General features: G+C 47.2%; 8 protein-coding genes, 3 tRNA genes and 4 rRNA genes. 9 read left to right on the forward strand and 6 right to left on the reverse strand.

The window, feature by feature from the left end; genetic code table 11:
• Window positions 1-60 precede the first annotated feature (60 nt).
• From rrf (ACZ5ZC_RS18145) to ACZ5ZC_RS18185, 9 genes are all read left to right on the forward strand, one after another.
• Window positions 61-177, forward strand: a 5S ribosomal RNA gene (gene rrf, locus ACZ5ZC_RS18145).
• A gap of 315 nt (window positions 178-492) precedes the next feature.
• Window positions 493-2,045 (forward strand): 16S ribosomal RNA (locus tag ACZ5ZC_RS18150).
• A gap of 66 nt (window positions 2,046-2,111) precedes the next feature.
• Window positions 2,112-2,188, forward strand: a tRNA-Ile gene (locus ACZ5ZC_RS18155).
• Window positions 2,189-2,230: 42 nt separating this feature from the next.
• Window positions 2,231-2,306 (forward strand) — tRNA-Ala (locus tag ACZ5ZC_RS18160).
• A 263-nt stretch (window positions 2,307-2,569) separates the two neighbouring features.
• A 23S ribosomal RNA gene (locus tag ACZ5ZC_RS18165) occupies window positions 2,570-5,459 on the forward strand.
• Between the two features lie 93 nt (window positions 5,460-5,552).
• Window positions 5,553-5,669 (forward strand): 5S ribosomal RNA (gene rrf, locus ACZ5ZC_RS18170).
• Together the 16S, 23S and 5S rRNA genes with 3 tRNA genes alongside form the textbook arrangement of a ribosomal RNA operon.
• Before the next feature lie 46 nt (window positions 5,670-5,715).
• Window positions 5,716-5,792: transfer RNA gene (locus ACZ5ZC_RS18175), tRNA-Asp, on the forward strand.
• Between the two features lie 940 nt (window positions 5,793-6,732).
• Window positions 6,733-8,304 (forward strand): ABC-F family ATP-binding cassette domain-containing protein, encoded by a 1,572-nt coding sequence (locus ACZ5ZC_RS18180; RefSeq protein ID WP_150918184.1) that lies wholly within the window; start codon window positions 6,733-6,735, stop codon window positions 8,302-8,304.
• Complete coding sequence (locus tag ACZ5ZC_RS18185; RefSeq protein ID WP_464932176.1) at window positions 8,301-9,458, forward strand: MFS transporter; 1,158 nt, start codon at window positions 8,301-8,303, stop codon at window positions 9,456-9,458. The genes ACZ5ZC_RS18180 and ACZ5ZC_RS18185 overlap by 4 nt, the downstream gene beginning before the upstream one ends.
• Before the next feature lie 74 nt (window positions 9,459-9,532).
• Here the strand turns inward: ACZ5ZC_RS18185 and fis are convergent, their stop codons facing one another.
• The 6 genes from fis to aroQ form a co-directional block, all read right to left on the reverse strand.
• On the reverse strand, window positions 9,533-9,829 hold the full coding sequence (gene fis / locus ACZ5ZC_RS18190; RefSeq protein WP_000462885.1) for a DNA-binding transcriptional regulator Fis: 297 nt from the start codon (window positions 9,827-9,829) through the stop codon (window positions 9,533-9,535).
• A 23-nt stretch (window positions 9,830-9,852) separates the two neighbouring features.
• Complete coding sequence (dusB, locus tag ACZ5ZC_RS18195; RefSeq protein ID WP_464932177.1) at window positions 9,853-10,821, reverse strand: tRNA dihydrouridine synthase DusB; 969 nt, start codon at window positions 10,819-10,821, stop codon at window positions 9,853-9,855.
• A gap of 139 nt (window positions 10,822-10,960) precedes the next feature.
• The gene (prmA, locus tag ACZ5ZC_RS18200; protein ID WP_005397838.1) at window positions 10,961-11,848 is read right to left on the reverse strand and encodes a 50S ribosomal protein L11 methyltransferase; all 888 of its coding nucleotides are present in this window, start codon (window positions 11,846-11,848) and stop codon (window positions 10,961-10,963) included.
• 165 nt (window positions 11,849-12,013) lie between these two features.
• Window positions 12,014-13,357 (reverse strand): acetyl-CoA carboxylase biotin carboxylase subunit, encoded by a 1,344-nt coding sequence (gene accC, locus ACZ5ZC_RS18205; protein ID WP_005397839.1) that lies wholly within the window; start codon window positions 13,355-13,357, stop codon window positions 12,014-12,016.
• A 14-nt stretch (window positions 13,358-13,371) separates the two neighbouring features.
• Window positions 13,372-13,836: an acetyl-CoA carboxylase biotin carboxyl carrier protein gene (accB, locus tag ACZ5ZC_RS18210; protein ID WP_005397840.1), complete on the reverse strand. Its 465-nt coding sequence runs from the start codon at window positions 13,834-13,836 to the stop codon at window positions 13,372-13,374.
• A 61-nt stretch (window positions 13,837-13,897) separates the two neighbouring features.
• Window positions 13,898-14,347: a type II 3-dehydroquinate dehydratase gene (aroQ, locus tag ACZ5ZC_RS18215; protein WP_005397842.1), complete on the reverse strand. Its 450-nt coding sequence runs from the start codon at window positions 14,345-14,347 to the stop codon at window positions 13,898-13,900.
• Between the last annotated feature and the right edge of the window lie 171 nt (window positions 14,348-14,518).

Genomic DNA, 14,518 nt, shown 5'->3' on the forward strand with positions numbered 1-14,518 from the left:
AAGAACATTGAATGTGTAAGAACGAGAATTAAAAAACAGCTTTCCGAATTAAAGAATTTGCTTGGCGACCATAGCGATTTGGACCCACCTGATTTCCATGCCGAACTCAGAAGTGAAACGAATTAGCGCCGATGGTAGTGTGGGGCTTCCCCATGTGAGAGTAGGACATCGCCAGGCTTTATTTTGCACTTGCTTAAGATTTAAGCAAGTCACCATAAAGTTCTAATCTTTTTAGAGTTTTATGTTGACTTTCAAAGTGGAAAGCGTATTATACGCACCTCGCTTAAGTGCTAAGGCACTGAAAGCCAAGCTCTTTAACAATATAGACCTATCAATCTGTGTGGGCACTCGTTGATGATAATCCAATTAGAAACTTCGGTTTCAAATTAGGTTTCAATGATACGAAGTGACCATTGAATCTTCGGATTCAGCACAGTCAATTCAAACATTACTTTATGTAATGTTCAGTATTCATTGAGCCGACAAAATCTTAAATTGAAGAGTTTGATCATGGCTCAGATTGAACGCTGGCGGCAGGCCTAACACATGCAAGTCGAGCGGAAACGAGTTATCTGAACCTTCGGGGAACGATAACGGCGTCGAGCGGCGGACGGGTGAGTAATGCCTAGGAAATTGCCCTGATGTGGGGGATAACCATTGGAAACGATGGCTAATACCGCATGATGCCTACGGGCCAAAGAGGGGGACCTTCGGGCCTCTCGCGTCAGGATATGCCTAGGTGGGATTAGCTAGTTGGTGAGGTAAGGGCTCACCAAGGCAACGATCCCTAGCTGGTCTGAGAGGATGATCAGCCACACTGGAACTGAGACACGGTCCAGACTCCTACGGGAGGCAGCAGTGGGGAATATTGCACAATGGGCGCAAGCCTGATGCAGCCATGCCGCGTGTGTGAAGAAGGCCTTCGGGTTGTAAAGCACTTTCAGTCGTGAGGAAGGCGGCGTCGTTAATAGCGGCGTTGTTTGACGTTAGCGACAGAAGAAGCACCGGCTAACTCCGTGCCAGCAGCCGCGGTAATACGGAGGGTGCGAGCGTTAATCGGAATTACTGGGCGTAAAGCGCATGCAGGTGGTTTGTTAAGTCAGATGTGAAAGCCCGGGGCTCAACCTCGGAATAGCATTTGAAACTGGCAGACTAGAGTACTGTAGAGGGGGGTAGAATTTCAGGTGTAGCGGTGAAATGCGTAGAGATCTGAAGGAATACCGGTGGCGAAGGCGGCCCCCTGGACAGATACTGACACTCAGATGCGAAAGCGTGGGGAGCAAACAGGATTAGATACCCTGGTAGTCCACGCCGTAAACGATGTCTACTTGGAGGTTGTGGCCTTGAGCCGTGGCTTTCGGAGCTAACGCGTTAAGTAGACCGCCTGGGGAGTACGGTCGCAAGATTAAAACTCAAATGAATTGACGGGGGCCCGCACAAGCGGTGGAGCATGTGGTTTAATTCGATGCAACGCGAAGAACCTTACCTACTCTTGACATCCAGAGAACTTTCCAGAGATGGATTGGTGCCTTCGGGAACTCTGAGACAGGTGCTGCATGGCTGTCGTCAGCTCGTGTTGTGAAATGTTGGGTTAAGTCCCGCAACGAGCGCAACCCTTATCCTTGTTTGCCAGCGAGTAATGTCGGGAACTCCAGGGAGACTGCCGGTGATAAACCGGAGGAAGGTGGGGACGACGTCAAGTCATCATGGCCCTTACGAGTAGGGCTACACACGTGCTACAATGGCGCATACAGAGGGCGGCCAACTTGCGAGAGTGAGCGAATCCCAAAAAGTGCGTCGTAGTCCGGATTGGAGTCTGCAACTCGACTCCATGAAGTCGGAATCGCTAGTAATCGTGGATCAGAATGCCACGGTGAATACGTTCCCGGGCCTTGTACACACCGCCCGTCACACCATGGGAGTGGGCTGCAAAAGAAGTAGGTAGTTTAACCTTCGGGGGGACGCTTACCACTTTGTGGTTCATGACTGGGGTGAAGTCGTAACAAGGTAGCGCTAGGGGAACCTGGCGCTGGATCACCTCCTTATACGATGATTATTGCGATGAGTGTTCACACAGATTGATACGGTTTATAAAGTAAAGAGACGATACTGGGTCTGTAGCTCAGGTGGTTAGAGCGTTCGCCTGATAAGCGAGAGGTCGGTGGTTCGAGTCCACTCAGACCCACCAATTTCTTTTCCAAGAAATTGGCTACAGTATCGACATCTTGATGGGGCTATAGCTCAGCTGGGAGAGCGCCTGCCTTGCACGCAGGAGGTCTGCGGTTCGATCCCGCATAGCTCCACCATCTTTAAGCGCATTCAATGAGTGCTTTTAAAAATGGTTTTCATCAGAAAATCTAGCTCTTTAACAATTTGGAAAGCTGACAAAACAACAATTTATTGTTGTTTGTAAAGTTCTCAAAGTATTCCTTATGGAATACAACTAAAAACACATTCAAGTGTTCTTGGAATTTGAGTCCGGCAAAATCGATATGTCTCTCGCTCATTCAAATAATGAGAGACAACTTTGGTGATTTGATTATCAACTCGAAACTCCTTCGGGTTGTATGGTTAAGTGACTAAGCGTACACGGTGGATGCCTTGGCAGTCAGAGGCGATGAAGGACGTATTAACTTGCGATAAGCCCAGATTAGGTAGTAAAAACCATTTGAGTCTGGGATTTCCGAATGGGGAAACCCACTTACATAAGTAAGTATCGTTATGTGAATACATAGCATAACGAGGCGAACCGGGGGAACTGAAACATCTAAGTACCCCGAGGAAAAGAAATCAACCGAGATTCCGAAAGTAGCGGCGAGCGAAATTGGACTAGCCCTTAAGCTTTATAGGCGTCAGGTGAACAAGCTGGAAAGCTTGGCGATACAGGGTGATAGCCCCGTAACTGACGACGCATATTCAGTGAAATCGAGTAGGGCGGGACACGTGATATCCTGTCTGAATATGGGGGGACCATCCTCCAAGGCTAAATACTACTGACTGACCGATAGTGAACCAGTACCGTGAGGGAAAGGCGAAAAGAACCCCTGTGAGGGGAGTGAAATAGAACCTGAAACCGTGTACGTACAAGCAGTAGGAGCAGGCTTTGTCCTGTGACTGCGTACCTTTTGTATAATGGGTCAGCGACTTATATTCAGTGGCAAGGTTAACCATCTAGGGGAGCCGTAGGGAAACCGAGTCTTAACTGGGCGTTCAGTCTCTGGATATAGACCCGAAACCAGGTGATCTAGCCATGGGCAGGTTGAAGGTTGAGTAACATCAACTGGAGGACCGAACCGACTAATGTTGAAAAATTAGCGGATGACTTGTGGCTAGGGGTGAAAGGCCAATCAAACCTGGAGATAGCTGGTTCTCCCCGAAAGCTATTTAGGTAGCGCCTCGGACGAATACTACTGGGGGTAGAGCACTGTTAAGGCTAGGGGGTCATCCCGACTTACCAACCCTTTGCAAACTCCGAATACCAGTAAGTACTATCCGGGAGACACACGGCGGGTGCTAACGTCCGTCGTGGAGAGGGAAACAACCCAGACCGCCAGCTAAGGTCCCAAATTACTACTAAGTGGGAAACGATGTGGGAAGGCTCAGACAGCCAGGATGTTGGCTTAGAAGCAGCCATCATTTAAAGAAAGCGTAATAGCTCACTGGTCGAGTCGGCCTGCGCGGAAGATGTAACGGGGCTAAGTAGTAAACCGAAGCTGCGGCAATGCACTTTGTGCATTGGGTAGGGGAGCGTTCTGTAAGCGGTTGAAGGTGTGTGGTAACGCATGCTGGACGTATCAGAAGTGCGAATGCTGACATGAGTAACGATAAAGGGGGTGAAAAACCTCCTCGCCGGAAGACCAAGGGTTCCTGTCCAACGTTAATCGGGGCAGGGTAAGTCGACCCCTAAGGCGAGGCCGAAAGGCGTAGTCGATGGGAAACGGGTTAATATTCCCGTACTTCTTACAATTGCGATGGGGGGACGGAGAAGGCTAGGTGGGCCTGGCGACGGTTGTCCAGGTTCAAGTGCGTAGGCTGAGAAATTAGGTAAATCCGGTTTCTCTTAAGGCTGAGACACGACGTCGAGCTACTACGGTAGTGAAGTCATTGATGCCATGCTTCCAGGAAAAGCCTCTAAGCTTCAGATTGTAAGGAATCGTACCCCAAACCGACACAGGTGGTCGGGTAGAGAATACCAAGGCGCTTGAGAGAACTCGGGTGAAGGAACTAGGCAAAATGGTACCGTAACTTCGGGAGAAGGTACGCTCTCGACGGTGAAGTCCCTCGCGGATGGAGCTATTGAGAGTCGCAGATACCAGGTGGCTGCAACTGTTTATTAAAAACACAGCACTGTGCAAAATCGCAAGATGACGTATACGGTGTGACGCCTGCCCGGTGCCGGAAGGTTAATTGATGGGGTTAGACTTCGGTCGAAGCTCTTGATCGAAGCCCCGGTAAACGGCGGCCGTAACTATAACGGTCCTAAGGTAGCGAAATTCCTTGTCGGGTAAGTTCCGACCTGCACGAATGGCGTAATGATGGCCACGCTGTCTCCACCCGAGACTCAGTGAAATTGAAATCGCTGTGAAGATGCAGTGTACCCGCGGCTAGACGGAAAGACCCCGTGAACCTTTACTACAGCTTGGCACTGAACATTGACCCTACATGTGTAGGATAGGTGGGAGGCTTTGAAGCGCAGTCGCTAGATTGCGTGGAGCCGTCCTTGAAATACCACCCTTGTAGTGTTGATGTTCTAACGTCAACCCCTTATCGGGGTTGCGGACAGTGCCTGGTGGGTAGTTTGACTGGGGCGGTCTCCTCCCAAAGCGTAACGGAGGAGCACGAAGGTGGGCTAATCACGGTTGGACATCGTGAGGTTAGTGCAATGGCATAAGCCCGCTTGACTGCGAGAATGACAATTCGAGCAGGTGCGAAAGCAGGTCATAGTGATCCGGTGGTTCTGAATGGAAGGGCCATCGCTCAACGGATAAAAGGTACTCCGGGGATAACAGGCTGATACCGCCCAAGAGTTCATATCGACGGCGGTGTTTGGCACCTCGATGTCGGCTCATCACATCCTGGGGCTGAAGTCGGTCCCAAGGGTATGGCTGTTCGCCATTTAAAGTGGTACGCGAGCTGGGTTTAGAACGTCGTGAGACAGTTCGGTCCCTATCTGCCGTGGGCGTTGGAGAATTGAAAGGGGCTGCTCCTAGTACGAGAGGACCGGAGTGGACGAACCTCTGGTGTTCGGGTTGTGTCGCCAGACGCATTGCCCGGTAGCTAAGTTCGGGATCGATAACCGCTGAAAGCATCTAAGCGGGAAGCGAGCCTTGAGATGAGTTCTCCCTGATACTTTAAGTATCCTAAAGGGTTGTCGTAGACTACGACGTTGATAGGCAGGGTGTGTAAGCGTTGTGAGGCGTTGAGCTAACCTGTACTAATTGCCCGTGAGGCTTAACCATACAACACCCAAGGGGTTTTGATGGACTCAATGAAAGAGCATTGAATGTGTAAGAACGAGAATTAAGAAACAGCTTTCCGAATTAAAGAATTTGCTTGGCGACCATAGCGTTTTGGACCCACCTGATTTCCATGCCGAACTCAGAAGTGAAACGAAATAGCGCCGATGGTAGTGTGGGGCTTCCCCATGTGAGAGTAGGACATCGCCAGGCTTTAAATTTTGGACACTTGCTGATTACAAGCGAGTGATACCACTGCGGAGTGGTAGTTCAGTTGGTTAGAATACCGGCCTGTCACGCCGGGGGTCGCGGGTTCGAGTCCCGTCCACTCCGCCACTTATATTAAGCCTCAGTCGAAAGACTGGGGCTTTTTTCGTTTTGGTTACCCGACTTACCTTAACCCCATTTCCATATTGAAACCTTGCATTGAGAGGCAGGCTCCTCTCTCGAAATGCTTTCTAAGCCCTGTCATGACGAGTTGATGCGCAATTCTATGCGGTTTCTGCTGAACCGGGTCCCAGTCTCGAGCGCTAGTTTTGAGCCCCTGTGCTTACTTACCAAAGCTTCCTTTATTATTACCTGGAAAGTTTATTCACTAGGTTATGTTATTTTCAGGGGTGATTTCTTTGCTTTAGATGTTGTGATTTAGCCACCGGCGCTCATTAAAATAAGCTCAGCGTATTTAAAACTTTCCTAACATGGATTTTGTTTGTAGATCTATTTAAGCCAGTGTCTGCCTTAAAGGATATTTGCTACTTCTTCCCCTCTAACCGTCTCCAACCGATAAAGCCACCACTACGTACGTATAACGTGAGCGGTATAGGTGCTCTCATAGCTGTGTTTGCTGAGTAAGTCGTTCACCTGGCACATTGACTGAGGAAAGGTCTTCTTTCAGTGGACCTTCGTGTAAGTCACGATAGTTCTAATAATTATCTGGTACTTTTTATTCTAAAGGTGTACGCTTCACATCGAATGTTTTTTCGACAGTAAACCATGTTATATCTCTTGTTTAAAAGCTTTGTAAGAAGGCTGAACTCCGTGCAAAAAACGCGATGAAGTGTTGCTCGGAGTCTTAAATTAATCTTCATCAGGTGTTTTATGCGTATAACTTCGCTGAAGTTATACGCAGGCGTCTGTACACCTGATAAAAGAGAAGAGATGGCCGGTGATATTTCATCATCGGCCTTTTTGTATCTGTTAAGCAGCTACAAAGCATTATCCAGTATTGAAATAAGGGCCGGTATTGATCACCGGCCCTTTTTATTTGGTTAAAAACATGAGTATTTTACAAGTTAAAAATTTGTCTTATCAGATCGCTGATAAGAGTTTATATAACAACGTGACATTTCGAATTAACGTGGGAGAGAAAATAGGTATCACTGGAGCGAATGGCGTTGGAAAAAGCACCTTATTAAAACTGCTTATCGGTGAATTATCTGCAGATAAGGGCTGCATTGACTGGTTACCAAACCTTGAGGTGGGGTATTTAGAGCAACATTTTAAGATGGATAATGCGCTGAAGGTTTATGAATGCTTAAAGAGTGCTTTTGAGAACTTATACGCTGCCGAGCAGAAGCTTTGGACTTTGTATCAGGCGATGACCGAGTCTCACTCTACATCTCTTTTAAGCCAAGTCGCCCAACTACAGGCATATTTAGAAGATGAAGACTTCTATGCAATTGATACCAAAATTGAACAAGTTGCTGTAGGTCTTGGCATTTATCAATTTGGCTTAGATACACCGCTTGTCTCGCTAAGTGGGGGTCAAAGACACAAGGTCCTTTTAGGGAGGTTGTTACTCCGCAACCCCGATGTGTTAATTCTCGACGAGCCGACAAACTATCTTGATGCTCTGCACATTGAATGGTTGGTCACGTTTCTCAACGAGTACACTGGCACTGTTTTACTGGTTTCTCATGATATTGACTTCCTTAATCAAGTAGCGACCAGTATTTGTGATATTGATTATCAAACGGTCCGAAAATACAGCGGCACTTATGTCAAAGCAATGCAGCAAAAGAATCACGACGGTGCTTTGTTAGAAAAGCAATATAAGGCTCAGCAAAATGAAATTCGAAAGTTAGAGCAATTTATTGCCAAAAATGGCGCTGGAGTTAACGCGAGTCTTGCTAAGGGACGCAAGAAAAAACTGGATAAAATCGAACGTATTCAACTGAATCATATAGAGAAAGTATCGATGTTTGACTTTGCTCACCAGCCTATTGGGCAACAGTATGTGATTGACGCAAAAGCGTTGAAGATAGGTTATCAGCAGCCTCTGCTTCCTGCGCTTGATATCACGTTAGCGCGCGGGGAGAAGTTGGTCGTTTCTGGTTTTAACGGCGTAGGTAAGTCGACTTTGCTTAAAACCCTTATGGGGGAGATCGAGCCGCTCTCTGGTGAGGTGGTATTGGCAAAAGGTGCAATGATTGGGTATTTTTCTCAAGATTTGTCTTGGCGTCACCCTCAGCACACGCCTGAGCAGGAGCTATGCTCTTGTGATCCAACGATATCAAGCAAAGAATCACGCAAGATATTAGCTCGCTTTGGGGTCACCGGAGATAAGACGCAGCGCCACCTAGATACATTAAGTGGAGGTGAGCAAACTCGCGTGAAACTTTGTTGTTTATCAGTCCAGAAATGCAATGTTTTGCTGTTGGACGAGCCAACGACACATTTGGATAGCAGCAGTAAAAATGCGCTTAAAGAGGCTCTCCAGCGCTTTTCTGGTAGTGTGATTGTGGTATCTCATGAGAAGGCGTTTTTACAATCTTGGCCTGATAGAGTTTTAGATATTTCGTTGCTCACTTATGCTGAATCGGAAACAGAACAGGAGGTGGAGCTATGATGCAGTCCATGATCCTATTTCTTGTTGCTTTTCTTGTTGGTGCTGATGAGTTGATGCTTGGATCTATTCTTGAACCTATCGGAAATGATTTAAGTGTTCAACCGAGTCAGGTTACGTTATTTATTACGGCATATAGTTTAGCTATAGCAATTTGCGCTCCTTACCTGGGACGTTTATCAGACCGGGTTGGGCGTATTCGTATCATGTTGCCTGCTTGCTTCGTATTTGGGGTTGCGTCTATTACGACGGGCATAGTTCATGATTTTGAACTTGCGATTGCAAGTCGAGTGATCACAGGTATTGCAAGTGCAGGCATGTTGCCAATTGCATTTGCGTTGGCGGGAGACGCGAAGGGTAATAGAGCGATGCGTCAAATTGTGATGGTTCAGGCGGGATTAACGCTGGGTATGATAACCAGCCCAGCGATCGGAGCATTGCTGACCCAGCTTTTATCATGGCGTGCCGCTTTTATTATTTTGGGCGTTGCGGCTCTTCTTGTCGGTGCCATGAGCGTAGTGTTCATGAACAACAAGCATAATGAGTCCAAGAAGTCAGATACTCTGCCACCTATCACAGACGTCATTCATCTTCCAGGCGCGTTGAGGGCGATTCTAGCGATGTGTTTAGGCCTAGGGGGAGGTATTGGTGTATTTAACCTGATAGGCCTTCATATTCGAGATACCAGCGAGTTGGCGCTCGGTTGGGTGGGCGCTATTTATGCTGTTCTAGGGATCGTGAGTGTGGTTGGAAATATGTGCGTGGGGAGAGCTTGCCGTTGGCTTGGTAGCTCTCGAGCCGTTATGCGAGTGGCTTTAATGGTGTGCATACCTTGCAGTGCATGGGTGTTCTCAAATGAGATGAGTACGGTGACTGCTTATCTTCCAGCTCTAGTGCTCTGGTCTCTTGCTGGAGGGGTAGGCTCTCCGGCGTTACAAGCACATATAGCAAGCTTATCTGATGAACATCGAGGTGTGCTGATGTCTTCTGGAATGAGTATGATGCACTTTGGTGTCGCGATTTGGTCTGCCTTGGCGGGCTTTGCTTATTCTGTAGGTCATGAATGGGTCGCTGTCGTGGCTTTGTTATTGTTTGGCTCAGCGGTAGTTATATTAAAGCCAGTTGGTAATGCTGAACAAAATGAGCGTTATTCGTAGTGTTTTAGTAGATAAAGAAAAGCCGTTACCTAAAAAGGTAACGGCTTGTTCCAAATACTTTTTGAAAGCCGGTCTTAGTTCATGCCGTATTTCTTAAGTTTTTTGCGAAGAGTACCGCGGTTGATACCCATCATAGTTGCCGCGCGAGTTTGGTTACCGCGAGTGTACTGCATGATGGTATCTAGTAGTGGCTGTTCAACTTCAGCTAGAACTAATTCGTATAGTTCTGTTACTTCCTGGCCGTTTAGTTGAGCAAGGTAGTTTTTAAGAGACGCTTTAACAGAGTCACGTAAAGGCTTCTGAGTAATCTGGTCTTGTGACGTTACTGTAGTTACTGTTAATGCTTCTGAAGTCAGATTTTGTTCGAACATATTCGGTCTAGCTCTTCTCTTAATTATGATGCAACGTTATCAAAATAACCTTCTAACGCCTCAATTTGCAGCGGAGCTGCGTCGATAGCGTTGAAGGTACGGCGAAACTCACTTGCCTGTTCATGCTCTTTCAGGTACCACCCAACGTGCTTGCGCGCGATACGTGGACCTAAGAACTCCCCATAAAATTCATGCAGAGCATTTACATGACCAAGCATAATGGTTTTCACTTCCTCAGTTGGAAGCTCATCCATTGTGGTGCCGTTTTCCAAATAGTGATGGATTTCCTGGAAAATCCAAGGACGACCCTGGGCAGGGCGTCCAATCATTAAAGCGTCCGCACCGGTGTACTCCAGTACAAATTTGGCTTTCTCCGGGCTATCGATATCACCGTTCGCGATAACCGGAATTGAAATCGCCTCTTTTACCGCTTTAATGCTGTCATATTCGGCCTCACCTTTGTACATACATGCTTTCGTTCTGCCATGCAGAGCAAGAGCTTGTATGCCGCAGTTTTCGGCTAATTTAGCGATCTGGACACAGTTCTTGTTGTCTGTATCCCAGCCAGTTCGAGTCTTTAACGTTACAGGAACGTCCACTGCATTCACGACCGCTTTCAAAATCTCTTCGATAATGTTTGGGTATTGAAGCAGAGCAGAGCCCGCTAGCTTCTTATTCACTTTTTTTGCCGGGCAGCCCATGTTGATGTCGATGATTTGTGCACCGTTCTCAACACTGAATTGAGCTGCGTCCGCCATAAGCTGTGGATCGGAACCCGCAATCTGTACAGAGCGAATGCCCGATTCGCCCTCGTGTACCATGCGCTGTTTCGACTTTGACGTTCCCCATAGTTTTGGGTTAGCAGACATCATTTCACTGACGGCCATTCCCGCACCATAACGAAGACACAACTCGCGAAACGGTCTATCCGTTACACCAGCCATAGGGGCTACGATTAGATTGTTCTTAAGTTGATAGTTTCCGATTTTCAAAACGTCATCACAGTTCTGTACCAGCAAGGGCGCGCATTTTACGCATTTTTTCACTGCGTGAAAAGACTAATATTTGAGCATTTACAAATTGTTTTTGTAAATTGTATGAATTTCAAACAATTAGCTCTGAAAACCTTGTCTAGCCTTGCTTACGACCAGAGATGCGACACCATTCACTTTGCTCAACAATCGGGTCAATGTGAAGCTCGTCACGGTAATAGTTCGCAACATCTTCGGCTTGAGTGTCTAATACGCCAGACATTGCAAGGTCGCCATTTGGTTTAACTAGGCCTTTAATGATTGGTGCAAGTTCACGCAGTGGGCCAGCAAGAATGTTAGCAACAACCACGTCTGCAATCAGACCTTCTGGTTGGTTTTGAGGAAGGTAAACTTCTAGTTTGTCGGCAACGCCGTTACGCTCTGCGTTGTCTTTCGAAGCAAGCAGTGCTTGAGGATCAATGTCGATCCCTATCACTTTTTCAGCGCCCAGTTTGATCGCCGCGATCGCCAGAATGCCAGAGCCACAACCGAAGTCGATAACGGTCTTACCGCTTAAGTCCATGCTTTCTAGCCACTCAAGACAAAGTGCTGTTGTAGGGTGAGTACCCGTACCGAATGCAAGGCCAGGATCCAACATAACATTAACAGCGTCAGGATCTGGAATGTCGCGCCAGCTTGGACAAATCCATAGGCGTTCACCAAATTTCATTGGGTGGAAGTTTTCCATCCATTCGCGTTCCCAGTCTTTATCTTCAAGCTGTTCTACTTTGTAAGCAAAATTGTCAGCCAGCATATTGCTCGCTTTAATTTGGTCGATGATGAAGTTAGTGTCTGCTTCTGCATCATACAGTGCCAGAATATCAGTATCGCCCCATAAGCGAGTTTCGCCAGGTAGAGGTTCGAATACAGGTGTATCCTGCGCGTCTAAGAATGTAACAGACAGCGCGCCAGTCTCTTCCATTAGCATATCGCCGATTTGCTCAGCGTTTTCATTGGTCGCGTTGAGTTTGATTTGAATCCAAGGCATTGGTTTTTGCTCTTAAAGTGAATGAAGTGGCGCAGAGTTTACCAGAACTCTACGATTTGTTTGAGTATATACCCAAATAAGCCGATTTATATGTTGAGCCGTTCGCGTACATATAAAACAAAAATGCCCACGGGAGTGGGCATTTTTTAAGACGTTTGCTTAGGTTTATTGTAAGCCAAGCTTCTTCTCTAGGTAGTGGATGTTTGCACCACCGTGTTGGAAGTTTTCGTCATTCATAATGGAGAATTGCAGTGGCACGTTAGTTTTGATGCCTTCGATGATCATCTCACCCAGTGCGTTCTTCATGCGCGCAATCGCCACATCACGGTTTTCACCGTACGTGATTAGCTTACCAATCATTGAATCGTAATGAGGTGGTACTGTGTAACCAGAATAGATGTGTGATTCCCAACGCACACCCATACCGCCAGGCGCGTGGAAACGCTCGATCTTACCTGGAGATGGTAGGAAGCGTTCTGGGTCTTCTGCGTTGATACGGCACTCAATCGCATGGCCACGGATCTTAATGTCATCTTGAGTGAATGACAGAGGTTGACCCGCTGCAACGCGAAGCTGTTCTTTGATTAGGTCGATGCCGGTAACCATTTCTGTTACTGGGTGTTCTACCTGAATACGAGTGTTCATTTCGATGAAGTAGAATTCACCGTTCTCGTACAGGAATTCGAACGTACCTGCGCCGCGGTAACCAATTTCGATACATGCACGAGTACAACGTTCACCGATGTACTTACGCATCTCTTCAGTGATACCTGGTGCTGGCGCCTCTTCCACTACTTTTTGGTGACGACGTTGCATTGAACAATCACGCTCACCAAGGTGGATTGCGCCGCCTTGACCGTCAGCGATAACTTGCACTTCAACGTGACGAGGGTTTTCTAGGAATTTCTCCATGTAAACCATATCGTTGTTGAATGCTGCTTTTGCTTCAGCACGCGTCATTGCAATCGCTTGGATTAGGTCTTTTTCTGCGCGAACGACACGCATACCACGGCCACCGCCGCCACCAGACGCTTTGATGATGACTGGATAACCGATGCGTTTAGCAAACGCCTTGTTTTTCTCTTCGTCGTTGTCCAGAGGACCGTCAGAGCCAGGTACACAAGGAACGCCAGCTTTCTTCATTGCGTTGATAGCCGACACTTTGTCACCCATCAGGCGGATAGTGTCTGCTTTTGGACCAACGAAGATGAAACCACTGCGCTCAACTTGCTCAGCGAAGTCTGCGTTTTCTGACAAGAAGCCGTAACCAGGGTGAATGGCAACGGCCCCTGTTACTTCTGCTGCAGAAATAATTCGTGGGATATTTAGGTAGCTGTCGATACCACGAGCAGGGCCGATACATACGGTTTCGTCTGCGAGTAGTACGTGCTTAAGATCGCGGTCAGCTGTCGAGTGAACAGCGACGGTCTTAATACCTAATTCTTTACAAGCGCGAAGAATACGAAGTGCAATTTCACCTCGGTTCGCGATGACTACTTTGTCTAGCATAAGGCAAGCCCCGCTTATTCGATTACAACAAGAGGTTGGTCGAATTCAACTGGTTGGCCGTCTTCAGCTAGGATCGCTGTAACAACGCCAGATTTGTCCGCTTCGATTTGGTTCATCATTTTCATTGCTTCAACAATACATAGCGTATCGCCAGCATTTACTTTCTGACCCACTTCTACGAATGCTTTAGAGTCTGGGCTTGGAGAACGGTAGAAAGTACCAACCATTGGAGAAAGAACTTGGTGACCTGCAGGCGTTGCAGCTGCTGGAGCTTCTGCTGCTGGCGCTTCTGCTACTGGTGCCGCTGCTGCTGGAGCAGGTGCCGCTACTGGAGCTGCTGCGTAGTGAACTGGTGCTTGAGGGGCTGCAGTGCCGTGACGACTGATGCGTACTGACTCTTCACCTTCAGAAATCTCTAGCTCAGCAATGCCAGACTCTTCAACTAACTCAATTAGCTTCTTGATTTTACGAATATCCATCTTTTCTTTCTCTTTTATCTTGTGATTAAGACAACCCTCGTGGGGTTGCAGAGTGTTAGGGTTACTTTGCCTGTAGCTTATTAATCGCTGCAGACAGAGCGAATTCATAACCTTGTGCGCCTAAACCGCAAATCACGCCTTCTGCTTTATCTGACAGATAAGAGTGATGACGAAATGGTTCACGTGCGTGCACATTTGATAAGTGCACCTCAATAAATGGGATGGCGACGCCAAGTAATGCATCTCGCAGTGCCACACTGGTATGAGTGAAAGCCGCTGGATTGATGATGATGAAGTCAATCTTGCCATAAGCAGCATGAATGGCTTCAATCAGTTCGTACTCACGATTTGATTGTAGGTGTTCCAGTTCCACCCCAGCGTTATGAGCTTGCTTTGTAAGAGCATCCACAACTTGTGCTAAGGTGCTGTGACCATAGTGTGTCGGTTCGCGCAGACCCAATAGGTTAAGATTTGGTCCGTTTAGAACAAGAATCCGTGACTTTGCAGACATTATGTTGCTATCTTCCCTTATCGTGAGTGGAACGTTTATATTCCCAAATATACGATAGTTCAGCACGATTTTTTTGTTAAAACCGAGCAAATTTTAAAAAATCGACCAAGATTATAGCTAATTCATAGCAATTAGCAGCAATTTACTGGTCTAATCTCCTAATAGCTACCT

The organism is Vibrio sp. JCM 18905 (assembly GCF_055393305.1).